The sequence below is a fragment of the Amphibiibacter pelophylacis genome (assembly GCF_037688875.1).
Classification (GTDB): Bacteria; Pseudomonadota; Gammaproteobacteria; order Burkholderiales; family Burkholderiaceae_C; genus Amphibiibacter; species Amphibiibacter pelophylacis.
Genome location: NZ_JAWDIE010000011.1, coordinates 66,041 through 90,949, shown reverse-complemented (window position 1 = coordinate 90,949; position 24,909 = coordinate 66,041). Strand labels below are relative to the sequence as shown.

Annotated in this window: 20 protein-coding genes; 14 read left to right on the top strand and 6 right to left on the bottom strand. The window is 68.0% G+C overall.

Going from position 1 to position 24,909, the window contains the following annotated elements; all coding sequences use genetic code 11:
- Positions 1-202: 202 nt before the first annotated feature.
- The 4 genes from RV045_RS08675 (at position 203) to RV045_RS08660 (ending at position 3,926) form a co-directional block, all read left to right on the top strand.
- Entirely contained in the window at positions 203-1,108 is a 906-nt protein-coding gene (locus RV045_RS08675) for an ABC transporter substrate-binding protein (protein WP_423235384.1), read from the top strand.
- Positions 1,109-1,116: 8 nt separating this feature from the next.
- A complete protein-coding gene (locus tag RV045_RS08670) occupies positions 1,117-1,986 on the top strand; it encodes an amino acid ABC transporter permease (RefSeq protein WP_423235383.1) in 870 nt (289 codons plus the stop codon).
- On the top strand, positions 1,983-2,753 hold the full coding sequence (locus tag RV045_RS08665; RefSeq protein WP_423235382.1) for an amino acid ABC transporter ATP-binding protein: 771 nt from the start codon (positions 1,983-1,985) through the stop codon (positions 2,751-2,753). Before RV045_RS08670 ends, RV045_RS08665 begins: the two co-directional genes overlap by 4 nt.
- 120 nt (positions 2,754-2,873) lie before the next feature.
- Positions 2,874-3,926, top strand: a complete 1,053-nt coding sequence (locus RV045_RS08660) for a PDDEXK nuclease domain-containing protein (RefSeq protein WP_423235381.1) — start codon at positions 2,874-2,876, stop codon at positions 3,924-3,926.
- 86 nt (positions 3,927-4,012) lie between these two features.
- On the opposite strand, the gene RV045_RS08655 is transcribed toward RV045_RS08660, so the two are convergent.
- From RV045_RS08655 to RV045_RS08640, 4 genes are all read right to left on the bottom strand, one after another.
- Positions 4,013-5,083: a diguanylate cyclase domain-containing protein gene (locus RV045_RS08655; protein ID WP_423235380.1), complete on the bottom strand. Its 1,071-nt coding sequence runs from the start codon at positions 5,081-5,083 to the stop codon at positions 4,013-4,015.
- Positions 5,070-10,487 (bottom strand): response regulator, encoded by a 5,418-nt coding sequence (locus RV045_RS08650; protein WP_423235379.1) that lies wholly within the window; start codon positions 10,485-10,487, stop codon positions 5,070-5,072. Before RV045_RS08650 ends, RV045_RS08655 begins: the two co-directional genes overlap by 14 nt.
- 110 nt (positions 10,488-10,597) lie before the next feature.
- On the bottom strand, positions 10,598-11,668 hold the full coding sequence (locus RV045_RS08645; protein WP_423235378.1) for an MBL fold metallo-hydrolase: 1,071 nt from the start codon (positions 11,666-11,668) through the stop codon (positions 10,598-10,600).
- A gap of 5 nt (positions 11,669-11,673) precedes the next feature.
- Positions 11,674-12,903 (bottom strand): MFS transporter, encoded by a 1,230-nt coding sequence (locus RV045_RS08640; protein WP_423235377.1) that lies wholly within the window; start codon positions 12,901-12,903, stop codon positions 11,674-11,676.
- Positions 12,904-13,049: 146 nt separating this feature from the next.
- Here RV045_RS08640 and RV045_RS08635 point away from each other — a divergent pair, with 146 nt between their 5' ends.
- On the top strand, positions 13,050-13,994 hold the full coding sequence (locus tag RV045_RS08635) for an exopolyphosphatase (RefSeq protein ID WP_423235376.1): 945 nt from the start codon (positions 13,050-13,052) through the stop codon (positions 13,992-13,994).
- Between the two features lie 70 nt (positions 13,995-14,064).
- Positions 14,065-14,403 carry a P-II family nitrogen regulator gene (locus RV045_RS08630; RefSeq protein WP_423235375.1) on the top strand — a complete coding sequence of 113 codons (339 nt, stop codon included), beginning with the start codon at positions 14,065-14,067 and terminating at the stop codon, positions 14,401-14,403.
- A 97-nt stretch (positions 14,404-14,500) separates the two neighbouring features.
- Here RV045_RS08630 and RV045_RS08625 read toward each other — a convergent pair whose 3' ends face one another.
- Both RV045_RS08625 and RV045_RS08620 read right to left on the bottom strand, forming a co-directional pair.
- Complete coding sequence (locus tag RV045_RS08625) at positions 14,501-15,793, bottom strand: MFS family transporter (protein ID WP_423235404.1); 1,293 nt, start codon at positions 15,791-15,793, stop codon at positions 14,501-14,503.
- 63 nt (positions 15,794-15,856) lie between these two features.
- Positions 15,857-16,723, bottom strand: coding sequence for a ChbG/HpnK family deacetylase (locus RV045_RS08620; RefSeq protein ID WP_423235374.1), 867 nt, complete (start codon positions 16,721-16,723; stop codon positions 15,857-15,859).
- 177 nt (positions 16,724-16,900) lie between these two features.
- Between RV045_RS08620 and RV045_RS08615 the strand changes: the two genes are divergently transcribed.
- The 8 genes from RV045_RS08615 (at position 16,901) to bioB (ending at position 24,908) form a co-directional block, all read left to right on the top strand.
- The gene (locus RV045_RS08615; RefSeq protein ID WP_423235373.1) at positions 16,901-17,311 is read left to right on the top strand and encodes a DUF4332 domain-containing protein; all 411 of its coding nucleotides are present in this window, start codon (positions 16,901-16,903) and stop codon (positions 17,309-17,311) included.
- An 86-nt stretch (positions 17,312-17,397) separates the two neighbouring features.
- Entirely contained in the window at positions 17,398-19,011 is a 1,614-nt protein-coding gene (locus RV045_RS08610; RefSeq protein WP_423235372.1) for a peptide ABC transporter substrate-binding protein, read from the top strand.
- 30 nt (positions 19,012-19,041) lie between these two features.
- The gene (gene oppB, locus RV045_RS08605) at positions 19,042-19,962 is read left to right on the top strand and encodes an oligopeptide ABC transporter permease OppB (RefSeq protein ID WP_423235371.1); all 921 of its coding nucleotides are present in this window, start codon (positions 19,042-19,044) and stop codon (positions 19,960-19,962) included.
- Between the two features lie 9 nt (positions 19,963-19,971).
- Positions 19,972-20,904: an ABC transporter permease gene (locus RV045_RS08600; RefSeq protein WP_423235370.1), complete on the top strand. Its 933-nt coding sequence runs from the start codon at positions 19,972-19,974 to the stop codon at positions 20,902-20,904.
- 29 nt (positions 20,905-20,933) lie between these two features.
- A complete protein-coding gene (locus RV045_RS08595) occupies positions 20,934-21,980 on the top strand; it encodes an ABC transporter ATP-binding protein (RefSeq protein ID WP_423235369.1) in 1,047 nt (348 codons plus the stop codon).
- Complete coding sequence (locus RV045_RS08590; protein WP_423235368.1) at positions 21,977-23,002, top strand: oligopeptide/dipeptide ABC transporter ATP-binding protein; 1,026 nt, start codon at positions 21,977-21,979, stop codon at positions 23,000-23,002. The genes RV045_RS08595 and RV045_RS08590 overlap by 4 nt, the downstream gene beginning before the upstream one ends.
- On the top strand, positions 22,995-23,795 hold the full coding sequence (gene bioD, locus RV045_RS08585) for a dethiobiotin synthase (RefSeq protein ID WP_423235367.1): 801 nt from the start codon (positions 22,995-22,997) through the stop codon (positions 23,793-23,795). Before RV045_RS08590 ends, bioD begins: the two co-directional genes overlap by 8 nt.
- A gap of 96 nt (positions 23,796-23,891) precedes the next feature.
- On the top strand, positions 23,892-24,908 hold the full coding sequence (gene bioB / locus RV045_RS08580) for a biotin synthase BioB (protein ID WP_423235403.1): 1,017 nt from the start codon (positions 23,892-23,894) through the stop codon (positions 24,906-24,908).
- The last annotated feature ends 1 nt before the right edge of the window (position 24,909 follow it).

Sequence of the window (24,909 nt, the reverse complement as noted above, 5' to 3'; positions counted from 1 at the left end):
CCGTGTTGGGGCGCGGCCCGCTTGTAACCGGCCGCGCGCTGGTGCGCAGTCTAGTCACATGACCCGGGGACGTTTACCAGGGTTTGTGCGGTTTCCGCAAGGGGGCAGGCTGTGCCTGGCCGCTAGAATCTCCGCTGGATTTGCCCTTTCTCCATTTCTCTATTTCTCCCTTTCATCCTGACCGGCCCTGCGCGGAGCTGCCATGCCCTCTTATCCCCTGATGTCCCTGACCCTGCTTGCTGCGGCCCTGGGCCTGGCGGGCTGCCAGCCCTCGGCGCCTGCCGCTTCTTCAGCCCCGGCAGCGCCCAGCGCGGCGCCTGCCGCTGCGGCCGACCTGTCGGCCTGCAAGCCCGGTGACATGCCCACACACACGCCCGGCGTGCTGACCATCGCCACCGACGATCCGGCCTACGCGCCCTGGTTTGTCGGCAACGATCCGGCCAATGGCCAGGGCTTTGAATCGGCCGTGGCCTACGCCGTGGCGCAGCAGATGGGCTATCCAGCGGACAAGGTCAAGTGGGTGAAAGTGCCCTTCAACGCCGCCGTATCTCCCGCGCCCAAGGCCTTCGATTTCGACATCAACCAGTTCAGCATCTCGGCCGAGCGCCAGAAGGTGGTGGATTTCTCCACGCCCTATTACGCCGCCACGCAGGTGGTGGTGGGCCTGCAGGGCGGGGCGCTGAAAGACGTGAAAGCTGTGGCCGATCTCACCGGCGCCAAACTGGGCGCCCAGGTCGGCACGACCAGCCTGATCGCGCTGCGCAACGGCATCAAGCCGTCCAGCCCGCCAGCGGTGTTCGACACCAACGACCTGGCCGTGGCGGCGCTCAAGGCCGGTCAGGTGGATGGCATCGTGGTCGATCTGCCGACCGCGTTTTACATGACCGGATCCGATCAGCTGGGCGGCAAGGGCCTGATCGTCGGACAGATTCCGTCCGGAGCGGCTGCCTCGGGGGACAGCGCCGATGACCCCTTCGGCCTGCTGCTGGAAAAAGGCAGCGCCATGACCCCCTGCGTGTCGCAGGCGGTCGACGCCCTGCGCGCGGCCGGGACGCTGGACAAGCTGGCCGGCCGCTGGCTGACGCAGCAGGGTGCGCCCATCCTGTGACGGCACCTGTGACTTCAGACGCCCCGCAGGACAGCTGGCAGCCCTCGAAGCGGGCGCAGGAGCGCACGGCCTGGCGCCGCGCCCGCGCCCGGCGCAGTGCGCTGGTGGCCGGGGTTTCGACGCTGGCCGTGATCGCGATTCTTGTCGCGCTGGTGCTGGCCACGCCAGGCTGGCCGCTGGTGCGCGACAGCTTTTTCGACTGGCGCTACGGCCTGCAGGTGCTGCCCGACATTGCGCGCGGGCTGATGGTGAACGTCGCCATCATGCTGGGCTGCGGGGCGGTCATCGTGGTGCTGGGCCTGCTGATCGCCTGGTGCCGCACGCTGCCGGGCGCGGTCTTTTTCCCGCTGCGGGCGCTGGCGGCGGCCTACACCGACCTGTTCCGGGGCCTGCCGCTGATCCTGCTGCTTCTGCTGCTGGGCTTTGGCGTGCCGGGGTTGCGTCTGGCCTGGCTGCCGTCGTCGGGCCTGTTCTGGGGCTGCGTGGCGCTGGTGCTGACCTACAGTGCCTACGTGGCCGAGGTGTTCCGCGCGGGCATCGAATCGGTTCATCCCTCGCAGCGGGCGGCGGCGCGCTCGCTGGGCCTGAGCCACAGCCTGACCATGCGCTGCGTGGTCGTGCCGCAGGCGGCGCGGCGCGTCATGCCGCCGCTGCTCAACGATCTGGTTTCGCTGCAGAAAGATTCGGGGCTGATCTCGGTGCTGGGCGTCACCTACGACGCCGTGCTGCAGGCGCGCATCGCCTCGGCCGAGAGCTTCAACCTGACGCCTTATGTGGTCGCCGGTCTGCTCTTTGTGCTGCTGACGATTCCCATGACGCGCCTGACCGACTGGCTGGCGCGCCGCCAGGGCTGGACGGCCGCCGGGGGCGCGCTGTGACGGCGCTGCAGCCGCCGCCGCTGGCGCCCTTGCTGGCCTTGCGCGGCCTGCGCAAAAGCCACGCCAGCCAGGTGGTGCTGCGCGACATCACCCTGGATGTGCCCGAGCACGACTGCCTGGTGCTGGTCGGCGCGTCCGGTTCGGGCAAATCGACGCTGCTGCGCTGCATCAACCTGCTGGACGAGGTGGATGATGGCGAGATCGTTTTCGCCGGGCGCGACATCGCCGATCCGCGCATCAACCCCGACAGCGTGCGCGGCCAGATCGGCATGGTTTTCCAGGCCTACAACCTGTTCCCGCACATGACGGTGCTGGAGAACATCGTGCTGGCGCCGGTGCGTGTGTTTGGCCGCGAACGGGCCGAAGCCGAAGCCGCCGCGCGCCAGATGCTGGACCGCGTCGGCCTGCTGGACAAGGCGGGGCGCAAGCCCGACCAGCTCTCGGGCGGACAGCAGCAGCGCGTGGCCATCGCGCGGGCGCTGGTCAACCAGCCGCGCCTGATGCTGTTCGACGAGGTGACCAGCGCGCTCGATCCCGAGCTGGTGCTGGAGGTGCTCAGCCTGCTGCGCGATCTGAAAAACGACGGCATGACCATGCTGGTCGCCACCCACGAAATGGGCTTTGCCCGCCGCGTCGCCGACCGCGTCTGCCTGCTGTCGCGCGGCGCCATCGCCGAATGCGCCCCGCCCGAGGCGTTTTTTGACGCCCCGCAAAGCGAGGCCGCAAAGCACTTTCTGGGCGCGATCCGGGGGGCGGGGCGGGTTTAGGGGGCGATGCGGCCCTGTGGGAGAATTGATTCAGATCATTCGCCAGAGCAGACTTCCACGGGGTTATTTCTTGGACAACAAACCAGACCTGTTGTGTGACACGACCGGGCATAGCCAGCCATGAGCGGGCTGAGCGCTGCAGTTCCGAGGGACTATGCCGACTGGCTGGCCGACATCAAGGCGCGCGTAGCGACGGCCCGTCAGCGTGCCGCACTGGCCGCCAACGCAGAACTGATCCGGCTTTATTGGCACATTGGCAATGACATTTTGCAGCGCCAGCAAACCGCCACTTGGGGTGACAAGGTGTTGCAGCGGCTGGCCAGCGACTTGCGTGAAGCTTTTCCGGAGATGAAGGGTTTCTCGCTCGCTAACCTCAAATTCATGCGTGCGTTTGCCCAAGCTTGGCCTGATGCGGCAATTGGCCAACAGGCTGTTAGCCAATTGCCCTGGGGCCACAACGTGATGCTGCTGACCAGGCTGAAGGATCGTGGGCAGCGCCTCTGGTATGCCGAAAAAGCCATCGCGGAAGGCTGGTCGCGTGCCACGCTGGAGCTGCAGATCCGCAACCGGCTGCATGATCGCCAAGGGCGAGCGATCACCAATTTTGACGCCCGTCTGACCACACCGCATTCGGAACTGGCGCATGAAACGCTGAAAGATCCGTATCTGTTTGACTTTCTGGGTCTGGGCGATGAGGCCCATGAGCGTGACATCGAAAACGCGCTCGTACGGCATATCACCAAATTCCTGCTGGAACTGGGCAGCGGCTTCGCTTTTCTGGGCCGGCAGGTGCGCCTGGAAGTTGAAGGCGACGAGTTTTTCATCGACCTGCTGTTCTATCACACGCGCCTGAAGTGCCACGTGGTGGTCGAACTGAAGGCGACCGCGTTCAAGCCAGAACATGCTGGTCAGCTGAACTTTTATCTGACGGCGGTGGATCGGCTGGTGAAATCGCCCGATGACAACCCCACCATTGGCCTGCTGCTGTGCAAAACCCAAAAGCGCACGGTGGTGGAGTATGCCCTGTCGGGCATCGACAAGCCCATGGGGGTGGCCGAGTACCAATTGGTGCGGGCCTTGCCAGATGCGCTGGCCAGCAGCTTGCCCACGGTGGAAGAGCTGGAGAGCGAGTTGAGTGGCATGGAACAACACGACCAGGGAGGCGACGCATGAATGCGCGTGTTACAGGCTTTCCACCTTTGTGTGCCTTGGTTTAATCACCTCCGACGGCTCAGATCGATTGGACAGATCACATTGACTCATTCCAGCACCTGCCCGCACACCCGGTGGCGGCCTTCGGTTTTGGCCTTGTAGAGCTGGCGGTCGGCGCCGTGCATCAGGGCGGCGGTCAGGGCAGGGACGTCGTGGCCGGGGCCGGTCTGGCGGGTGCAGACGCCGACGCTGATGGTGACGTGCGTCGCCACGTCTGAGGCGGCGTGCGGCAGGTGCTGCTCCAGCACGGCCTGGTTGAAGCGCTGCGCCATCAGCATGCCGCCTTCGAAATCGGTCGAGGGCAGGACGCAGACAAATTCTTCGCCGCCATAGCGCGCCAGCACGTCGGCCGGGCGGCGCAGCGCGCGTTTGAGCGCCCAGGCCACGCGGCGCAGGCAGTCATCGCCCATCTGGTGGCCGTAGTGGTCGTTGTAGCGCTTGAAGTAATCGACATCCATCATCATCACCGTCAGCGGCGAGTGCTCGCGCAGGCTGCGGCTGATCTCCAGCGCGCAGCGGTGATCGAAATAGCGCCGGTTGAAGAGGCCCGTCAGCCCGTCGACGAAAACCCAGCCGCGCAGCAGGTCGGCCTGGTGCTTGAGCGTGACCTGGTTGCGCACCCGCGCCCGCACGATGCGCGGGTTGATGGGCTTGACGATGAAATCGACGCCGCCCACGTCCAGGCCGCGCGTTTCGGCTTCCTCGTCGCCATGCGCGGTGACGAAAATCACCGGGATGTCCTGCGTGTCCTCGCTGGCCTTGAGCTGCTGGCAGACGGTGTAGCCGTCCATGTCGGGCATGCCGATGTCCAGCAGGACGACGTCGGGTTTTTTCTCGTGGCACAGCGCCAGCGCCTGTGCGCCGCGCGTGGCCATGAAAACCTGGTGGTCGTGCGCGAAAACCTGATACAGCGCCTGGATGTTGGCGATCTGGTCGTCCACCACCAGCAGGCGCGGGCGTGCGGGCGGCTGGCTGGCCAGCGCCCAGGGCGAGGTGGACAGGGGCTCGTCGCTGCCCGGCGGGCCGAGGTCGGCCAGGGCCTGCTGGGCGGTGGCGCCATCGTTCCAGCCGGGAACGGCGCCGCGCGTCGGGGCGGGCTGGGGGTCAGCGGGGCTCATGGTCTTCCATCTCTTTCAGCCAGGGCTCGATCTGGGCGATTGCGGCCTCGAAATTCAGGGTCTGGACCGCCTCTTCCAGCCCCTGCTGGCGCTGGTGGCTGCGGGCGTCCACGGGCGGGGGCAGGCGGTCCAGCAGCGCCAGGGCGTCCATGTCGCTGGCGCGCAGCAGGCCCAGCATCTGGTTCAGGGTCTGCGCCCGGAGGGCGCGCTCGGCTGGGTCGGCGGGAACGGGCTCAGGCGTTGCTGCCCCGGTCGAAGCCGCCAGTGGGGCGTCGGAGGCGGCCCACAGCGCCATCAGCTGGTCCAGCTGCGACTGGGCGCGGGCCATGGCGCCCATGACGGGCTGCAGGGCCGTCAGCAGGGCCGGCGCGTGGCGCGCGCCCCCCAGCGCTTTTTCGGCGCTGGCGGCGGTCTGCGACAGCGCGCTCAGGCCCAGCGTGGCCGCCAGGCCTTTCAGCGTGTGGGCGTGGCGGCTGAGTTCGGCGGCGGACGGGGGGCTGTCCTGCCCGTGGCCCGCAGCGCCCGGATCGGCCATTTCGGCCATTTCGGCCAGCGCCCGTTCGCGGCCCGCGTCCATCTGCTGCTGCAGGCGAATCAGCTCGCCGCCCAGATTGGCCAGCATGCGCCTGTAGACGGCCAGGCGCCCGCCCATGCGGGCCAGCGCGGCGGGCCAGTCCAGGCCCATGTCCTGCGCGGCGCGGACGATGGACGGCGGCAGGGCGCTGCCGCCTGTCGCGAGGGCCGGGTCTGGCGCCGGTGCGGCAGCAGGCGCTTCAGGGTCAGGAGCGGTTGCGGCCTGCAGGGCGCGTGGCTGGGGTGTCCAGCGCAGCAGGGTGGCGATCAGGTCGTCGAAATCAAAGGGCTTGCCGACGTGGTCGTCCATGCCGGCTTCGGTGCAGGCTGCGCGGTCGCTGGCGTGGGTGTTGGCCGTCATGGCGATGACGGGCAGCTGGCGCAGCGACGGGTTTTCGCGCAGGCGGCGTGTGGCGGTCAGGCCGTCCAGCACCGGCATCTGCAGATCCATCAGCACGGCGTCAAAGCCGGTGGCGTCGGGCTGCAGCGTGGCCAGCAGGCGCTCCACGCCCTCCTGGCCGTTGCTGGCGACTTCCACCTGTGCGCCTTCGCTCTCCAGCAGTTCGACCGCGACCTGCTGGTTGATGGGGTTGTCCTCGACCAGCAGCAGGCGGCGCTGCGCCAGACGCAGGCGGGGTGCAGCCGCCCCGGCGTGGGGGCTGCTGCGCTGCTGGCGCTCCAGCTGCGCGGCGCGCAGGCCTTCGCGCAGCGTCGCAGGCGTCACTGGCTTGATCAGATAGCCGTCCAGCAGCGCGCGGTCGGCTTCGGACTGGCGCGCCATCATCTCGGCGCTGTGCGCGGTCAGCAGCAGGCGCAGCGACTGCGGCGGCAGCAGCGACTGCTCCTCGATGCGCCGGGCCGTGGCCAGGCCGTCCAGGCCGGGCATCAGCCAGTCGATCAGCACAGCGTCGGGCGGCGTGCCGCTGGCCTGGTCGCGGGCCAGCTGCGCCAGCGCGGCTTCGCCGGAACTGACGCTGCGCACCGTCCAGCCCAGCGCGCGCCCCATGTGCTGCATGATCTCGCGCGCCACGGCGTTGTCGTCCACCACCAGCACATAAGCGCCCGGCGGGGGCGCGATGTCGCTGTTGCGGGCGCTGTCGGCCGGGGCCTGCGCCAGTGGCAGGTCCAGGATGAAGTAGAAGGTGCTGCCTTCGCCGGGCTCGCTCAGCAGGTTCAGCTCGCCGCCCATCAGATCGACCAGGCGCTGGCAGATCGCCAGGCCCAGGCCCGTGCCGCCAAACTGGCGCGATATGTGCGATTCGGCCTGCGTGAAACCCTCGAAAATGCGCTGCTGGTTCTCGGGCGCGATGCCGATGCCGGTGTCGCTGACCTCAAAGGTCAGCCGCACCTGGTCGTCGGGCAGCTCGGGCGCCGGAGTGCGGCGGATGCGCAGCACGACCTCGCCTTCGCGGGTGAACTTGATGGCGTTGCCGCCCAGGTTGACCAGCACCTGCTGCAGGCGCATGCCGTCGCCCAGCACCCAGGCGGGCACGTCCGGGGCGATGTCGAACAGCATCTCGACCTGCGGGTTGCTCATGCTGGCGCTGTAAATGACGGACAGATCGCGCATCAGGGCGTCCAGGCTGAGCGGGCGCACGTCCAGCTCCATTTTTCCGGCCTCGGCCTTGGAGAAATCCAGGATGTTGTCCAGCAGCGTCAGCAGCGAGCGCGACGCTGTCTGCGCCTTGCCGACCAGATCCTTCTGCTGGATCGCCAGGGCGGTGTGGCCCAGCAGCGTCAGCATGCCCAGGATGGCGTTCATGGGCGTGCGGATCTCGTGGCTCATATTGGCCAGGAACTGGCTCTTGGCCCGCGCGGCGGCCTCGGCCGCTTCGCGGGCGGCGACGAATTCGGTGATATTGACGCGCACGCCCACGATGTGGCCGCTGGGCAGGCGCTTGTCCACGATGCTTTCGACCAGGCCGCCGCCGCGCGTGGCGATCCACTTCTGGCCGATGCGCGCCTGGCGGTCGCCCAGCAGCGATTCGAGCAGGCCGGCGCAGGTCTGCGGCGTGCAGGGGTGGCCGTTGATCGAGGTGATGTCGGCCGTGGCGCGCAGCATGTCGCTGTAGGGCACGCCCGGCTTGAGCAGATGGCCGATGCCCGCGTTGATGCGCCGGAAATGCTCGTTGAACATCACCAGCCTGTCCTGCGGATCAAAAATCGCGAAGGATTCGTCGATGACATCGATGGCGCCGCGCAGCAGTTCGCCCGATTCGCGGGCCTGTTTTTCGGCGCTCAGGCGCGCGCTGATGTCAGTGTAGGTGGTGATGAAGCCGCCGCCGGGCAGCGGGCTGCCGCGCACGTCCAGCGCCGTGCCGCTGGCGCGCAGCAGCTCGTGGTCGAAGCTGCGCATGTCGCCGCCCGCCCGCGCCAGCCAGCGCGCCACGTGGGCGGCGGTGCCACCGGGCCCGTAGTCGCCGCGCTCGGCGCAGCGCTCCAGAATCTCTTCAAAGTAGAGCTGGCCGGGCTGCAGCATGTCCTGCGGCGTGTCCAGCAGGCGGCCGAACTCGGCGTTGGCCAGCAGCAGGCGCTGGTCGGCATCGAACACGCCCAGGCCGCAGGGCAGGCTGTCCACGATGCTGCCCAGCAGGGCGTTGTTCTCGGAGATGGTCTGCATCAGCGAGCGCCGCTCGGTGATGTCCTGCAGCGCGCCCACGAGGCGCACGGGCTCGCCGCTTTCCAGCTCGACCTCGGCCACCACGCGCACCCACAGCGTGCGGCCACTGGCGGTGGCGACCTCGATCTCCTCGTCAAAACCCTGGCCGGTGGCGCGCGCGCGGGCCAGCAGGCTGGCGGCGTGCTCGCGCTGAGCGGGCGCCAGCCAGCCGCCGATTTCCTCCAGCGTCGGGCGGTAGCCCTCGGGCAGATCGAAAATGCGGCAGGCGGTGTCGGTCCAGGAGACGGTGTTCTCGCCCAGCTGCACCTGCCAGCCGCCCACGCCGCCGATGGCGCCGGTGCGGTTGAGCAGCGAGCGGCTGGTGCGCGTTTCCAGTTCGGCCAGGCGCTGTTCGGTCACGTCCTGGACGACGCCGACCAGGCGCACTGGGCGCCCTTCCTCGTCGCGCTCCAGCTGGGCGCTGAAGGCGACATGGCAGTCGCGCCCGTCGAAGCCGCTGAAGTGCATTTCGCAGCGCAGCGCCTGGCGGCCGTCCAGCGCGACCTCGACCTGGCGCGACAGCCCGGTGAGATCGGCCGCAGACAGGCGCTGCGCCAGAACCTCCAGCGGCGTCAGCCCGGCGGCCGACGGCGCGGTGGCGCCAAAGAGGCGGGCGCAGCGCTCGTCCCAGCGCAGGGCATCGGGGCCTTTCTCGCGGCTCCATTCCCACACGCCCAGACCGGCCGTGTCGGCGGCCAGCTGCAGACGCGCGCCCTGTTCGGCCAGGCGCTGCTGCATGCGCAGCAGCGGCGTGATGTCGTGGTGGACCGAGACGATGCGGTTCAGGCGCCCGTCGCTGCCGAAAAAGGGCGCGATCACCGTGTCCCACCAGATCGGCTTGCCGTCGCGCGACTGGTTGCAGACCACGCCCATCCAGGTTTTCCCGCGCTGCAGGGTGCGCCACATTTCGCTCCAGAACTCGGGCGCGTGCGTGCCGCTGTCCAGCATGCGGTGGCTCTGGCCCAGCAGCTCGTCGCGCGGGTAGCCGCTGACGCTGCAGAACCTGTCGTTGACTTCGGTGATGCGGCCTTCGCCGTCGGTGACCGACACCAGCGAGTGCTGGCGGATGATGCCGAGCAGCGAGCGGATGTCGCGCGAGGCCTGCTGCAGATCCTGCGAGCGCTCCTGCACCAGGGTTTCGGCGCGGCGCCGGGCGCCCAGCGTGATGTACACCCCCCAGGCCAGGCCCAGCGCCAGCGCGGTGCTGACCGCGCCCAGCACCAGGCTGAAGGACGACAGCCCCCCGTACGCGGCGGCGGGCGGGCTGACGGTCAGGCTGAAGGTCTGTCCCTGCCAGCGCAGCGTCTGGGTCAGCGCGCTGGCCTGGCGGTCGGCGCTCAGCGCACCGGGCGGCAGGTTGGGGCTGGTGTAGAGCAGGGGCAGCGGGGCCGCAGCGGCGCTGGCGTCGCCCAGGGCGAGCTGTACGCCCATGCCGTCTTCGCGGTCATCGACGATATCGCCCATCAGCGGCCCCACTTGCAGCACCGCCACCACCCAGCCCGTGGGCGGCTGGCTGCGCTGGTCCAGCGCAAACACCGGCAGCGCCAGCACGAAAGAGGGGCTGTCGCCCGGCGGCAGGAGGTCGCCGCCGGGTTCGGGCAGCAGCGACAGTGTGGCCAGGCCGGCGCGGGCGCGGCTGGCCCAGGCGGCGCGCAGGACGGCGCTGCGCGCCAGATCCTCGCCCACCGTCAGCCCCGGCGCCTGGCCGGGCCGGGCGTGGACCTCGCGCACGCGCAGCGCGCTGCTGGCCGGGTCGGCGCCGGGCGGGTCGGTCTCGACACTGGCGTAAGCCAGCACGGCGTCGGTGACGCGGTCGCCGGGCGATGAATCGAGGTAAGCGCCCAGCTCGGCGCTGCCGATGCGGCCGGTGGCGGTATAGAGGCCGCGCACGCCCTCCAGCGTGCGCAGGGGCAGCGTGAGGCGTTTGAGCACATCGACGTTGATGCGGTCGGCGATGCGCGCCAGATCGGCCTGGCGGCGCTGGGCTTCGCCCTGCTGTGACCAGTGCACCAGCCAGGCGCTGAGCATCAGGCCCAGCAGCAGCACGGCTGCGGTCAGCATCAGGGTGCGGCGCGGCGCAATGGGGTCTGGCGCGCGCTGCGGCGTGGACTCGTCAAACGACGAATCCAGCAGCAGGGTGGGCTGAAAGCTGGGGCGGGACGACGGTCTCATACCAGCGCTATTAGAAGCCAGTACCCCCCTGGCTGAGGGGAGGGTCAATGATCCATCTGCCTGATTTAGCGGGCGGAATTGTCAATTTATGACGAAATATGAAGGCGCTGTCATCCGCCTGCGCTGCGCCACCAGGGCTGCAGCAGCGGGCCGTGCGCGGGCTCCAGCGCCTGCCCCAGCCGGGGCAGCAGCAGCGGTGCCTGCCGTGTGCTGGCGTGTTTCAGCAGGGTCTCGACCGGCTGGTCCCAGTCGTGCAGCGCCAGCGAAAACGTGCCCCAGTGCACCGGCAGCAGCGCGCCACCACCCAGCAGATCCAGCGCCTGAAGCGCGTTGTCGGGCCCGAGGTGGACGTGGCCCCAGCTGGGGTGGAAGGCGCCGACCTCCAGCAGGACCAGATCGAAGCGCCCGAAATGCGCACGGATGGCGCGGTATTCGTCCGTCAGGCCGGTATCGCCGCTGAAAAACACCCGGTGACGCGGTGTTTCGAGGACCAGCGAGGACCACAGCGTCGCATTGCGGTCGCCCAGCGACCGGCCGGAAAAGTGCTGCGCCGGCGCGGCCGTGATGGCCAGATCGGCCAACGGGTGCTGCCAGCGCTCCCACCAGTCCAGCTCGTGGATGAGCGCGGGCGGCACGCCCCAGCGCTGCAGGTGCGCGCCCACGCCCAGCGAAGTCACAAAAGGCACGCCGGGCTGGTGGCGCAGCAGGGCCTTCACCGTGGGCCAGTCCAGATGATCGTAGTGATCGTGCGAGATGAGGACCGCGTCCAGCCGGGGCAGCGCCGCCACGCTCACCGGCACGGGCTGGAAGCGGCGCGGCCCGATGAAAGGCAGTGGCGAGGCGCGCTGGCCCCAGACCGGATCGGTCAGCACGCGCAGACCCCCGGTTTCGATAAGCACCGTGGAGTGGCCCAGCCAGGTGGCGCGCAGGCCGCTGCCGGGTGGCTGGCGCCAGGCGGGTAGCGGGTCCAGCCCAGGCAGCGGCGCGGGTGGGCGCTGGCGCGCGCCGGGGAAGATCATGTCGCGCAGGCGGGGCCGCTGCGCTTGCGGGTCGCGCAGGCCGGGCGCGATGGGATGCAGGTTGCGAAAGCCCTGGCCGTCCCAGCGCGGCGAGGCGCTCATGCGCTCCAGGCGCAGGCCGGTGGCGCGGTCGCCCAGGGCGGTCAGCAGCGGGGGGGCCACGGGGCTCAGTCGCTGGTGTGCAGGGTCAGGCGCCGCGCCAGCAGCAGCGCGCCCAGGCTGCTCAGGATGCCCAGCAGCGCCGAGGCCGGGTAGTTGTGCAGCAGGCCCTGGCTGTCCTGGGTGACGATCAGCCCGGCGACAAACGAGGCCGCCCCCATGGCCGCCGACTGCACGGCCGAATTCAGCGTCATGAAGGTGCCGCGCACCGCCGGGGCTGTGGCGGCGGTCAGGATGGCCATCGCCGGGATCATGCGCCCGCTGACCAGCGTGAAAAACAGCGTGGTCACCACCAGCACCGCCGCCAGCGGCCAGGCGGGCGTGATCAGCGTGGTGGCCATCAGCGGCACAGCCATGCCCACGGCCAGCACGCTGTAGGTCGGCACCTTGCCGTACTGGTCGCTGCTGCGCCCGATCAGGCGCGCGCTGAGCAGCGTGGCTGCGCCGCCGACCAGATACACCAGCGGAATCACGTCCGGCGCCAGCCGCGCGTTGGCGGTCAGGTACACGGTGATGAAGGGGATGACGGTGAACCCGGCGAAATTGTTGAGCGCGGTGAACATCATGGCGCGCCGTGCGCCTGCGTGGCCCAGCACGCTGGCCAGGCGCTGTGCGAAACCGCCACCCCGGACGCTGCCGCCGTCCAGATGGCCGCGCAGCGGCGGCAGGGTCAGCGCGGCGAACACAATCAGCAGCGCCGACAGCACGGCGATGGCCACAAAGGGCATGTGCCAGCTCCAGCGGTTGGCGATCCACAGGCCCAGCGGAATGCCCGCCACGGTCGAGGCCGAAAACGCCGACATCACCACGCCCATGGCGCGCCCGCGCCGCTCGAAGGGAATCACGTCCCCGACGATGGTCTGCGCCAGCGCCATCAGCACCCCGCCAAACAGCCCGGCTGCCACGCGCGCGCCCAGCAGCGTGCCGTAGGTGGGCGCCAGCGCGCAGGCCAGCGTGGACAGCGCAAAGCCGCCGTAGAGCACCAGCAGCAGCGTCTTGCGGTCCAGCCGGTCGATGTAGGTGGCGGCCAGCAGCCCCGAGGCCCCGGCGGCGAAGGTATAGGCCGAGACCAGCACGCCAAACTGCGCGCTGCTGATGCCAAACAGGTGAATGAACTGTGGCCCCAGCGGCATGATGATCATGAAGTCCAGCACATTGGTGAACTGGATGCCGGCCAGCGTCAGCAGCAGGAGCAGTTCGCGGCGGGGCGTGAGGCCGGTCGGGGCGGATGGGGTCATGGGGTGTGGGCTTTCAGAGGGTCGCCGATTGTGCGGCGGCGCGGGCTGCCCCGCTGGCCGCGGGGAATAAACGGCAAAAAGCCGCGCTGATCGTGGCCCGCAGAAGCGCCGCCCTGCGTAAGCTGCACGGCATCACGAGGACGCCCATGACCACCGCCCAAACAACCGACAAATTCCGACTGGTGACGCGCAGCGATTTCGACGGCCTGGTGTGCGCCGTGCTGCTCAACGAGCTGGATCTCATCGACGACATCAAGTTCGTCCACCCCAAAGACATGCAGGATGGCACCGTGGCCATCACACCGCGTGACATCGTCACCAACCTGCCCTATGTGGCGCAGGCGCATCTGGTGTTCGATCACCACCTGTCCGAAACGCTGCGCAACGCGGGCGAGCGCCCCAACCACATCATCGACCCGGATGCGCCCTCGGCGGCGCGCGTGGTCTACCGCCACTACGGCGGCGAGGCGACTTTCCCGCGCATCGGCCAGGACATGATGGACGCCGTGGACAAGGCCGATTCGGCGCAGTTCAGCCGCGACGAGATCCTGAACCCGACCGGCTGGGTGCTGCTGAATTACCTGATGGATTCGCGCACGGGCCTAGGGCGTTTCCGCGATTTCCGCATCAGCAATTACGCGCTGATGATGGAGCTGATCCGCTACTGCCGCGACCACACCATCGAGCAGATCCTGCAGCTGCCCGACGTGCACGAGCGCGTCGAGCTGTTCTTCCAGCACGAGCCGCTGGCGCGCGACCAGATCCAGCGCTGCGCGACTGTCCACGGCAACCTCGTCGTTCTGGACCTGCGCGGCGAGGAAACGATCTACGCCGTCAACCGGTTCATGATCTACGCGCTGTTTCCGCAGTGCAACATTTCCATCCACGTCATGTGGGGGCTGCAAAAGCAGAACACGGTGCTGGCCACGGGCAAATCCATTCTGGACCGCAGTTCGAAAACCAATGTCGGCGAGCTGATGCTGCGCTACGGCGGCGGTGGCCACAACGCGGCGGGCACCTGCCAGCTGGACAATGCGAAGGTCGATGCGCAGCTGGCCGACATCGTCCAGATCATCACCGCCGACGGCTGAACGGCCGGGCGGGCCGGAGATTGCAGGGGCGGATTTCCGGTATAAACTGGGCTTTTACCCAGGAGCGCCCATGAAACAAGTCACCGCCATCATCAAGCCCTTCAAGCTCGAAGAAGTCCGCGAGTCGCTGGCTGAGATCGGGGTCTCCGGCCTGACGGTTTCCGAGATCAAGGGTTTTGGCCGCCAGAAGGGCCACACCGAGCTGTATCGCGGCGCCGAGTACGTGGTCGATTTCCTGCCCAAGATCAAGGTGGAAGTCGTGCTGCGCGACGAAGACGTCGACCGCGCCATCGAGGCCATCATCAAGGCCGCCAAAACCGGCAAGATCGGCGACGGCAAGATTTTCGTCTCGCCTGTTGACCAGGTCATCCGCATCCGCACTGGCGAGACGGACGAAGAGGCGGTTTAAGCCTGCGACCTCAGCGTTTCCCCGCAAAAAAGCCCGCTCCTTGAAGCGGGCTTTTTGCTGTGGCTTGTTTCAGCGCATCAGTTTCAAAGCTGCCGTTTCACCGCAGATGGCTGGCATGCAGATGCGGTTTGAGCTTCCACACCGAAAACCAGCCCACCGCGCAAATCACCAGGGTGTAGGCGTAAAACCCGTTCTCGTTCCCCATATTTTTGAAATTGAGGGCGACAAATTCGGCGCTGCCACCAAATAGGGCGTTGGCGACACCGTACGATAAACCCACCGCCAGAGCGCGAATGTGTGCAGGAAATACCTCCGCCTTGAAAATACCCCCGATCGAGGTATACAGGCTGTTCACGCACAGACCCGTCATGATCAGGGCAAAAGCAATATACGGGTTGCTGACCCCCTGAAGCAGCAGCATGATGGGCGCCAGCAGCAGCACAGACAGCACGCCAAACCAGCGCAGGCTGTTGTAGCGTCCGATGCGATCGGCCATGGCGCCAAACAGCGGTTGCACACACATATAAACAAACAGTGCGCAGGTCATGATATAGCTGGCCACCTTGGGCTCGAACCCGACGGTATTGACCAGATACTTCTGCATATAGGTCGTCATGACATAAAACGCCAGCGAGCCCCCGGCGGTAATGCCCATGATGATGAAAAACGGCGCCTTGTACGGCAGCAGGCCGCGCAGCGTTCCGGCCTCCTTGCTGACCTTGACGTTGGAGCCCGTGGTTTCATGCATGCCCCGGCGCAGGTAAAACACCACCACGGCGGCCAGCGCACCGATCACGAATGGCACACGCCAGCCCCATTCGCGCAGGGCCTCCTTGCCCAGCAGGCTTTCCAGGATCACCACCACCAGCACGGCCAGCAGTTGCCCGCCAATCAAAGTCACATACTGGAAGGAGGCGTAAAAGCCGCGTTTGCCATCAATGGCCACTTCGCTCATATAGGTCGCGCTGGAGCCATATTCACCGCCCACGGCCAGGCCCTGCAGCATGCGCGCCAGCAAAAGAAGCAGGGGCGCCCAGACGCCAATCTGCGCGTAGGTGGGCAGCAGGGCGATCATCAGAGACCCGCCGCACATCATCACGATGGAAACCATGAGCGCGAATTTGCGGCCCACGCGGTCGGCCAGTTTGCCAAAGAACCAGCCGCCGATGGGCCGCATCAGAAAACCGATGGCGAAAATACCGGCGGTCTGCAGCAGCTGCACCGTGGTATCGCCCTTGGGGAAAAACGAGGCGGCAAAATACAGTGAAAAGAAAGCGTAAATATAAAAATCAAACCATTCGACCAGATTGCCCGACGAGGCGCTGACGATGGATTTGATCCGGTTGGCGGGCGTGATATCGGCCATGCGGGACGAATCCTGCGGCGCCATCTGCGGCTTGGGGGTCATGGGGTATCTCCGGTTTGTTCTGTTCGGGGCTCAAACGGCCCGATCTTAACCGTGTCGCTCCATCTGCCCCATGCGTACCGGCCGGGCCCCGGCCTGATCCAGATCGCGGGCCAAGGCGGGGCTGGACAGGTAGCTGAATTCGGCGCGGCGCGCGGCGGCGATGCCGTCCTGCGCGGCGGCGGGTTCCAGGGGGCCGGACACGGCCTGCGCCGGGTGGCACATCAGCACCGTGCCGGGCTGCAGGGCGGCCAGCCAGCGCTGCATGTGGGCGCGGTAGGTGGCGGCATCGCCGTCAAAGCCGTAAACGCCGCTCAGCCAGGGCGCGTGCGGCCAGGCCTGCTCCTGCGCGAAGTGCAGCAGCGCCTGCGCGCCCATGGCGGCGATGATGCGGCCTTTGAGATCGCGCTCCGTCGCGTTCTGGCGCGAAACACGCAGCCAGGGCCGCTGCGGCCGGTCGCCATAGCGGCGCTGCAGCTCGGCCAGCAGCGCCTGGCGCAGGCCGGGAAACTGGTGCACGTGCTGGTGGCCGTCGATGTGGTCGGGCACGGCCTGCCAGTGCTGCTCGAAGGCGTCGAGCTGCCGGGCGATCAGGCCCTGCAGGCGCAGGCGGCCGGGCAGGGTGTGGCTGAGCGAGCGCAGCATCAGGGCGCCCAGGCCCATGCCGTGGCCCGCCTCTTGGGCAAAAGGACTGGTCCAGTCCAGGTGCAGGCCCACGTCCAGCAGGCCCCGGCGTTCGCGCAGCGGCGCGGCGTCCTGCGCCCAGCGCGGCGACAGCACCATGGCGCTGGTGGCGGTCAGCCGGCGCTGGTCGCCCAGCGCCAGGATGCCTGCGCTGACGCCCGCGTCGTGCGCGTAATCGTCGGCGCACAGGATGAAAGTGCGCTCGGGCCGGGGGCGGGTGGGGTTGCTCATGGCGGGATTATCGCGGCTGCGGTGGCGCGGCCCGGCACTGCCGCAGGCCTGAAATAACCCCAGGGATTACCCCGAATCCCCAGACCCCTCGCCCGGACCCGTCGGGCGACAGGACAATAATCGGCTGATTCCGGCAGCTTTGCCGGTGCTGTCATCCAGCCCACCAGGAGTTCACCCATGGCCAATTACAAGATCGAAGAAGTGGAAGGCATCGGTCCCGTGACCGGCGAAAAACTGCGCGCCCAAGGCGTGACCAACACCGATGGCCTGCTCAAGGCCACAACCACACCCGCGCAGCGCAAGGCCCTGGCCGCCGCCACAGGCATGTCCGAGGCGCAGGTGCTCAAGTTCGCCAACATGGTTGACCTGTTCCGCATCAACGGCGTGGGCGCCCAGTTCGCCGAGCTGCTGCAGGCCAGCGGCGTGAACACCGTGGTCGAGCTGTCCAAGCGCAACGCCGCCAACCTGGCTGCGGCGCTGGAAACCCTGAACGCCGAGAAAAAACTCACCCGCCGCGTGCCCACCGAGGCCGAGGTCACCCAGTGGGTCGAAGAGGCCAAAACCCTGCCGCGCGTGCTGCAGTACTGACCTCACCGACCCGCGCAGGGGTGGCCGGCCGGCTGCTCCTGCGTTTTGTTTTTCATGACCCGATCACACTGAATGAGGAGCTGTCCATGTCCACCCACCGCCTGACCCCCCTGATGATGCTGCTGGCCCTGGGGCTGGCCCCCGCCGTGCAGGCCGCCATCGTGCCGCCCGGCGTGCAGCTGGCTGCGAAGCAGGAGCTGGTGCGCAACAACGGCTCCGAGCCCGAATCGCTGGACCCGGCGCTGGCCGAATCGGTGCCCGCCAACAACATCGTGCGCGAGATTTTCGAAGGTCTGACCGCCACCGACAGCAGCGGCAAGGTCGTCCCTGGCGTCGCCGAAAGCTGGAAGCAGACCACGCCCACCACCTGGGTTTTCAAGCTGCGCAAGGACGCGCGCTGGAGCAACGGCCAGCCCGTCACCGCCGACGATTTCGTTTACGGCCTGCGCCGCTTCCTGGACCCGAAAACGGCCTCGTCCTACGCGGGCACGTTTGGCGTGTTCGTGGCCAACGGCATCGAGGCGTCCGAGGGCAAAAAGCCGCTGGACAGCATCGGCATCAAGGCCATCGACAAGCAGACGGTCGAGTACACCACGCCTTATCCTGTGCCTTACTTCGCCGAACTGGTGTCCAACAGCGGCTTTTACCCAATGCCCAAGGCCGCCATCGAGCAGCATGGCGTCAACTGGACCAAGCCGGAGAACATCGTCAGCAACGGCGCCTACGCGCTGAAATCGTGGCAGGTCAACAACCGCATCGTGCTGACCAAGAGCGACAGCTACTGGGACAAGGCCAATGTGCAGATCACCCAGGAAACCTTCCTGGCCGTGCCCGACGCCAGCACCGACGTGAAGATGTACCAGTCCGGTGAGAACGACTGGGTCTACCAGCTGCCGCCCAACAGCTACACGCGCTACAAGACCCAGTACCCGAAAGAAATCCGCAACGCGCCCATGCTGGGCCTGCGCTACTACAGCTTCAACAACCAGGACCCGCTGCTGAAGGACAGGCGCGTGCGCCAGGCGCTGAGCATGGTCATCGACCGCGACATCCTGGCGCAGAAGGTGACCGCCGACGGCCAGGTGCCGGCCTACAGCGCGCTGGTCAAGGGCGTGCATGGCGGCCTGCCGACCACCTATGACTGGGCCAGCTGGCCCATGGACAAGCGCGTCGCCGAGGCCAAAAAGCTGCTGGCCGAAGCAGGTGTGAAGCCCGGCACGACGGTCAACTTCGTCTACAACACCGACGAGTACCACAAGCAGATGGCGATTTTTGCCGCCTCGCAGTGGAAGACCAAGCTGGGCCTGAACACCACCATGGACAACATGGAGTTCAAGGTGCTGCTCAAGCGCCGCCACGATGGCCAGTACCAGATCGCGCGCAACGGCTGGATCGGCGACTACAACGACGCCACCACCTTCCTGACGCTGGTGCAGTGCCGCAGCACGCAGAACGACAACAAGAACGCCTGCAACGACGCCGCCGAAAAGCTGATCGACCAGGGCAACGCCCAGACCGATCCGAAAAAGCGCGAAGCGCTGCTGACGCAGGCGACAAAGGCCTACATGGAGGACTACCCCATGCTGCCGCTGCTGCAGTACACCGTGGTGCGCCTGGTCAAGCCCTGGGTGGGCGGCTATACGCTGAACAACCCCATGGACCGCTGGCGCGCCAAGGATCTCTACATCATCAAGCACTGATCCCAAACCGCACTGAGCCAAAGGGGCCCCATGCTGTCCTACATCCTGCGCCGCGTGCTGATGACGATTCCCACGATGCTGGCCGTCATCACCGTCTGCTACCTGATGCTGCACGCCACGCCCGGCGGGCCGTTTGATTCCGAGCGTCAGGTGTCAGCGGCGGTGCTGGCCAACCTGCAGGCCAAGTACCACCTGGACCTGCCGCTGTGGCAGCAGTATCTGTACTACCTGAACAACCTGCTGCACGGCGATCTGGGCGCGTCCTTCCGCTACGCAGACTGGTCGGTCAACGACCTGGTGGCCAGCGCGCTGCCGGTGTCGCTCACCCTGGGCGGTACGGCCATGCTGATCTCGGTGGTGCTGGGCGTGGGGCTGGGCATCGTGGCGGCGCTGCGCCAGAACAGTGCGGTCGATTACGGCGTGATGCTGCTGGCCAACCTGGGCAGCGTGGTGCCGTCTTTTGTGCTGGGGCCGCTGCTGATCCTGCTGTTCTCCATCGTGCTGGGCTGGCTGCCCTCGGGCGGCTGGAACAACTTCGAGCCGCGTTACCTGGTGCTGCCGGTGCTGCTGCTGACGCTGATCAACGTCGCCACGCTGGGCCGCGTCATGCGCGGCAGCCTGCTGGAGGTGATGAACAGCCCCTTCATCCGCACCGCGCACGCCAAGGGCCTGCCGCTGCGCACCATCGTGCTGCGCCACGCTTTGCGCCCGGCGCTGATTCCGGTGGCGTCGGCGCTGGGGCCGCTGGCCATCTCCAACATCACCGCCGCCGTGGTCACGGAAACCGTCTTCGCGCTGCCGGGCCTGGGCCAGCTGGTGGTCAACGGCGCGTCCAACCGCGACTACACGCTGGTGCTGGGCCTGGTCGTGCTGCTGACGGGCATCGCCGTGCTTTTCAACCTGCTGGTGGATTTGCTCTATGCGTGGTTAGACCCGCGCATCCGTTACTGAGGAAACCGCATGACTTCTCCCCGCAGCGCCAGCCCCTCCAAGCTGGAACAGGTCCTGGCCCCGGTGCAGGCCGCCACCGCCGCCGCGCCGCTGGCCAGCCAGGGCCTGTGGCAGCAGGCGCGGCGCCGCTTCGTGCGCAATCGCGCGGCCGTCGCCGGGCTGGTGGTGCTCACGCTGATCGCGCTGCTGTGCGTCATCGGCCCCTGGGTGCTGCCGCACGCCTTTGACGACAGCGACTGGGACCGCATCGCCTCGGCGCCCACCTGGGCCGGGATGCACTGGTTTGGCACCGATGAATCGGGCCGTGACCTGCTGGTGCGCACGCTGATCGGCGGTCGCATCTCGCTCATGGTCGGGCTGCTGGCCACGCTGGCCTCGGTCGGTGTGGGCATCGTGTGGGGCGCGACGGCCGGGTTCGTCGGCGGCAAGGTCGATGCGCTGATGATGCGCGTGGTCGATACGCTCTACGCCATTCCCTACCTGCTGATCGCCATCCTGATGGTGACGCTGCTGGGGCGCGATTTCTACCTCGTCGTGCTGACCATCACCGCGTTTTCGTGGATGGACATGGCGCGCGTGGTGCGCGGCCAGACGCTGACCATCAAATCGCGCGAGTACATCGAAGCGGCGCGGGCGCTGGGCGTGTCCACGCCGGGGCTGATTTTCCGCCACGTCGTGCCCAACCTGCTGGGCATCGTCGTCGTTTACACCACCATCACCATCCCGGGCGTGATCCTGACCGAATCGGTGCTGTCCTTCCTGGGCCTGGGCGTGCAGGAGCCCATGACCAGCTGGGGCGTGCTGGTCCACGACGGCACCAGTTCGATGGAGGCGCTGCCCTGGCTGCTGCTTTTCCCGGCAGCGATGCTGTCGCTGACGCTGTACAGCATCAACTTCATCGGGGACGGCCTGCGCGATGCGCTCGACCCCAAAGACCGATAAATCCGATCGCTGAACGGGCTGAACTGCGCATGACTTCAACCTCCCACCCCCTGCTGTCGGTGCGCGACCTGGGCGTGCGCTTCCAGGCGCACGACAGCGTCATTCACGCCGTCAACGGCATCTCTTTTGATCTGGAGCACGGCCAGACCCTGGGCCTGGTCGGCGAATCGGGTTCGGGCAAAAGCCAGACCGTGCTGGCGCTGATGGGCCTGCTGGCCCGCAACGGCCAGGCCAGCGGCCACGTCCGCCTGGACGGCCAGGAGCTGCTGGGCCTGCCCGTCGGCCCGCTCAACCGCCTGCGCGGCAACCGCATGGCGATGATTTTTCAGGACGCCATGACGGCGCTCAACCCCTATCTGAGCATCGAGCGCCAGATGACCGAGGTGCTGGAACAGCACCGCAGCATGACGCGCCGCGCCGCGCGCACCGAAGCCATCGCCATGCTGGAGGCCGTGCGCATCCCCGACGCCGCGCGACGCATTGATCTGTACCCGCACGAGTTCTCGGGCGGGATGCGCCAGCGCGTGATGATCGCGATGGCGCTGCTGTGCCGTCCCGACGTGCTGATCGCCGACGAGCCCACCACCGCGCTGGACGTGACCGTGCAGGCGCAGATCCTGTCGCTGCTGCGCGATCTGCAGTCGCAGTTCGGCACGGCCATCATCATGATCACGCACGATCTGGGCGTGGTCGCCGGGCTGTGCGAGCAGATCATCGTGCTCTACGGCGGCCGGGTGATGGAGCAGGGCGCTGCGGCCTCGCTCTTCGCCCGTCCCAGCCACCCCTACACGCGCGGCCTGCTGGCAGCGGTGCCGCGCATGGACGACGCCGACCGCCCGCTGGTCGGCATCCCCGGCGAGCCGCCCGACATGTCGCGTCCGCCCCCGGGCTGCCCGTTTGCGCCGCGTTGCCCCGGCGCGCAGCCGCGCTGCCACGAGGGCCTGCCGCTGCTTGCGGCCGTTGCTGGCGAATCCAGCCCCTGGCCGCTGCAGCGTGCCTGCCACCTGGACGCCGCGACCGTGCGCGCCTGGACGGGCAGCCAGCCGCAGTCCGCGCTGGAGGGGGCCGCGTCATGAGCGCCGCACCGACCAGACCCGCCCCCGGGCCATCCTCCCCCGTGCTGAGCGTGCGCGATCTGCAGGTGCATTTCCGCATCCCGGCCAGCCCCTGGCCCTGGGTTCCACCCAATACCCTGCGCGCCGTCAACGGCATCAGCCTGGAGCTGGCGGCGGGCGAAACCCTGGGCGTGGTCGGCGAATCGGGCTGCGGCAAATCGACGCTGGCGCGTGCGCTGATCAACCTGGTGCCGCGCACCTCGGGCGAAGTCGTCTGGATGGGCAAGCCGCTGGAGCCGGGCGACAGCCGCGGCTGGCACGACCTGCGCCAGCATGTGCAGATGATTTTCCAGGACCCGCTGGCCTCGCTCAACCCGCGCTGGACGGTCGAGCAGATCATCGCCGAGCCCCTGCACCTGCACCGCCCGCAGCTGGGCGCGGCGGCCATCCGCGAGCAGGTGCACGAGATGATGCGCCGCGTGGGCCTGCGCACCGACATGCTCAACCGCTATCCGCACGAGTTCTCTGGCGGCCAGTGCCAGCGCATCGGCATCGCCCGCGCGCTGGTGCTGCGGCCCCGGGTGGTGATCTGCGACGAGCCCGTGTCGGCGCTGGACGTGTCCATCCAGGCGCAGATTGTCGGTCTGCTGCGCGAGCTTCAGGCTGAACTCGATCTGACGCTGATTTTCATTGCGCACGATCTGGCCGTGGTGCGCCACCTGTGCGACCGCGTGCTGGTGCTGTATCTGGGCCAGATGATGGAACTGGGCCCCTGCCGCGAGGTCTTCGCCCAGCCCGCTCACCCCTACACGCGGGCGCTGATTTCGGCGATCCCCGTGCCCGACCCTGAGGTCGAGCGCCAGCGCCGCCCCGAGCTGCTGGGCGGCGATCTGCCCAGCCCGCTGGCCTTGCCCAGCGGCTGCCCGCTGCACACGCGCTGTCCGCAGGCTGAAGCGCGCTGTGCCAGCGAAACGCCCCGGGCGCAGGCGGTGGACACGTCGGGCCTGCACCTGAGCAGCTGCTGGAAATCGGCCCATGCCTGAATCGACGATTTTCATCACCGGCACCGACACTGAGGTCGGCAAGACCTGGGTCAGTGCGGCGCTGCTGCAGCTCCTCGGGCGCCACGGCGCGGCGCTGGGCTGCAAGCCTGTCAGCGCCGGGCAGACGCACCCCCAGCCGGGCGAAGCCCCTTTTGCGCCCTTCAACGAAGACGTGCGCTGGCTGCAGGCCTGCAGCGTCCCAGCGGTGGGCGATGCGCCGCTGCTGGACGCTCAGGTCGGCCCCATCCAGCTGGATGAGCCCTGCGCGCCGCACATCGCCGCCGCCCGCCAGGGGCTGTCCTGGGATCAGGACGCAGCGCCCCTGCGCAGCACGGTGCTAGGAGCGGTCGAGGCGCTGGCCGCGCGCTCGCGCTGGCTGGTGGTTGAAGGCGTGGGCGGCTGGGCCGTACCGCTGGCCCAGGGCTGGGACAGCGCTGCGCTGGCGCGCGACGTGTGTCCCCCGGGATCGACCGGCGGCGTGGTGCTGGTCGTCGGCCTGCGCCTGGGTTGCCTGAACCACGCCCTGCTGACCGCACAGGCGGTGGCGGCCAGCGGTTTGCGCCTGCTGGGCTGGGTGGCCAAGTCCGGCCCGCAGCCCATGGCGCACGAGGCCGAAAACCTGGCCACGCTGGACGCTCTGCTGCCCGCGCCGCGCCTGGGCCACATTCCCTGGCTGGGGGACGCGGACGTTGGCCACGCACTGCGCTACGACGCCGCCGCGCTGCGCGCGCTGGCGATGCGGGCGGCGTCTCACCTCGATCAAGCCCGACTGCTGCGTGCGCTGGGGTCTTGATCGCCGGGCGCCCTGGCTGCCGTTAAGATGTTGGCCTGTGTCCTTGACTTTCAGGTGAAGTGCCTTATGACGCCCAGCGACGTTTCTGCTCCCCCGATGACGGCCCCCGAAGCGGTGGTCACCCTGCACCGACGGGCCCAGCCCCAGACCGACAGCGGCCGCTGGAGCGTGGCGCAGGTCGAGGCGCTGTTTGCGCTGCCCTTCATGGATCTGATGTTCCGTGCGCAGCAGGTGCACCGCGAGCACTTCCAGCCGGGCGAGGTGCAGCTGTCCACGCTGCTGTCGATCAAGACGGGCGGTTGCGCTGAGGATTGCGGCTACTGCCCGCAGTCGGCGCACTTCGAGGCGGGCGTCAAGGCCGAGAAGCTGCTGCCGGTGGACGAGGTTCTGGCCGCCGCCCGCGAAGCGCGCGAGCAGGGCGCCTCGCGCTTTTGCATGGGCGCCGCCTGGCGCAGCCCCAAAGAGCGCGACATGCCGCAGCTGGCCGCGATGATCCAGGGCGTGAAAGACCTGGGGCTGGAAACCTGCATGACGCTGGGCATGCTGGACGGCGATCAGGCGCAGTCGCTGCGCGACGCCGGGCTCGATTACTACAACCACAACCTGGACACTTCGCCCGACTACTACGGGGCGGTGATCAGCACGCGCACCTACCAGGACCGGCTGGATACGCTGCAGCATGTGCGCCAGGCCGGGATCAATGTCTGCTGCGGCGGCATCGTCGGCATGGGCGAGACGCGCACCCAGCGCGCGGGCCTGCTGGCGCAGCTGGCCAACCTCGATCCTTACCCCGAATCGGTGCCCATCAACAACCTGGTGCCGGTGCCGGGCACGCCGCTGGGCGACCAGCCGCCGCTGGATCCGTTCGAGTTCGTGCGCACGATTGCCGTGGCGCGCATCGTCATGCCGGGCACCGTGGTGCGCCTGTCGGCCGGCCGCGAAACCATGGACGAGGCGCTGCAGGCGCTGTGCTTCATGGCGGGCGCCAATTCCATTTTCTATGGCGACCGCCTGCTGACCACCGCCAACCCGCAGGCGCAGAAAGACCGCGCGCTGCTCGAGCGCCTGGGCATGACGGCGTCCGGCCAGGTGGCCGGGCACGTCCACGGCTGAC

Coding starts and splice junctions, on each gene's coding strand:
- RV045_RS08600 (WP_423235370.1), top strand. CDS start 19,972: ATGACTTCTCCCCGCAGCGCCAGCCCCTCCAAGCTGGAACAGGTCCTG.
- RV045_RS08620 (WP_423235374.1), bottom strand. CDS start 16,723: ATGAGCAACCCCACCCGCCCCCGGCCCGAGCGCACTTTCATCCTGTGC.
- RV045_RS08675 (WP_423235384.1), top strand. CDS start 203: ATGCCCTCTTATCCCCTGATGTCCCTGACCCTGCTTGCTGCGGCCCTG.
- RV045_RS08590 (WP_423235368.1), top strand. CDS start 21,977: ATGAGCGCCGCACCGACCAGACCCGCCCCCGGGCCATCCTCCCCCGTG.
- oppB (WP_423235371.1), top strand. CDS start 19,042: ATGCTGTCCTACATCCTGCGCCGCGTGCTGATGACGATTCCCACGATG.
- bioD (WP_423235367.1), top strand. CDS start 22,995: ATGCCTGAATCGACGATTTTCATCACCGGCACCGACACTGAGGTCGGC.
- RV045_RS08660 (WP_423235381.1), top strand. CDS start 2,874: ATGAGCGGGCTGAGCGCTGCAGTTCCGAGGGACTATGCCGACTGGCTG.
- RV045_RS08640 (WP_423235377.1), bottom strand. CDS start 12,903: ATGACCCCATCCGCCCCGACCGGCCTCACGCCCCGCCGCGAACTGCTC.
- RV045_RS08595 (WP_423235369.1), top strand. CDS start 20,934: ATGACTTCAACCTCCCACCCCCTGCTGTCGGTGCGCGACCTGGGCGTG.
- bioB (WP_423235403.1), top strand. CDS start 23,892: ATGACGGCCCCCGAAGCGGTGGTCACCCTGCACCGACGGGCCCAGCCC.
- RV045_RS08610 (WP_423235372.1), top strand. CDS start 17,398: ATGTCCACCCACCGCCTGACCCCCCTGATGATGCTGCTGGCCCTGGGG.
- RV045_RS08615 (WP_423235373.1), top strand. CDS start 16,901: ATGGCCAATTACAAGATCGAAGAAGTGGAAGGCATCGGTCCCGTGACC.
- RV045_RS08630 (WP_423235375.1), top strand. CDS start 14,065: ATGAAACAAGTCACCGCCATCATCAAGCCCTTCAAGCTCGAAGAAGTC.
- RV045_RS08625 (WP_423235404.1), bottom strand. CDS start 15,793: ATGGCGCCGCAGGATTCGTCCCGCATGGCCGATATCACGCCCGCCAAC.
- RV045_RS08650 (WP_423235379.1), bottom strand. CDS start 10,487: ATGAGACCGTCGTCCCGCCCCAGCTTTCAGCCCACCCTGCTGCTGGAT.
- RV045_RS08655 (WP_423235380.1), bottom strand. CDS start 5,083: ATGAGCCCCGCTGACCCCCAGCCCGCCCCGACGCGCGGCGCCGTTCCC.
- RV045_RS08635 (WP_423235376.1), top strand. CDS start 13,050: ATGACCACCGCCCAAACAACCGACAAATTCCGACTGGTGACGCGCAGC.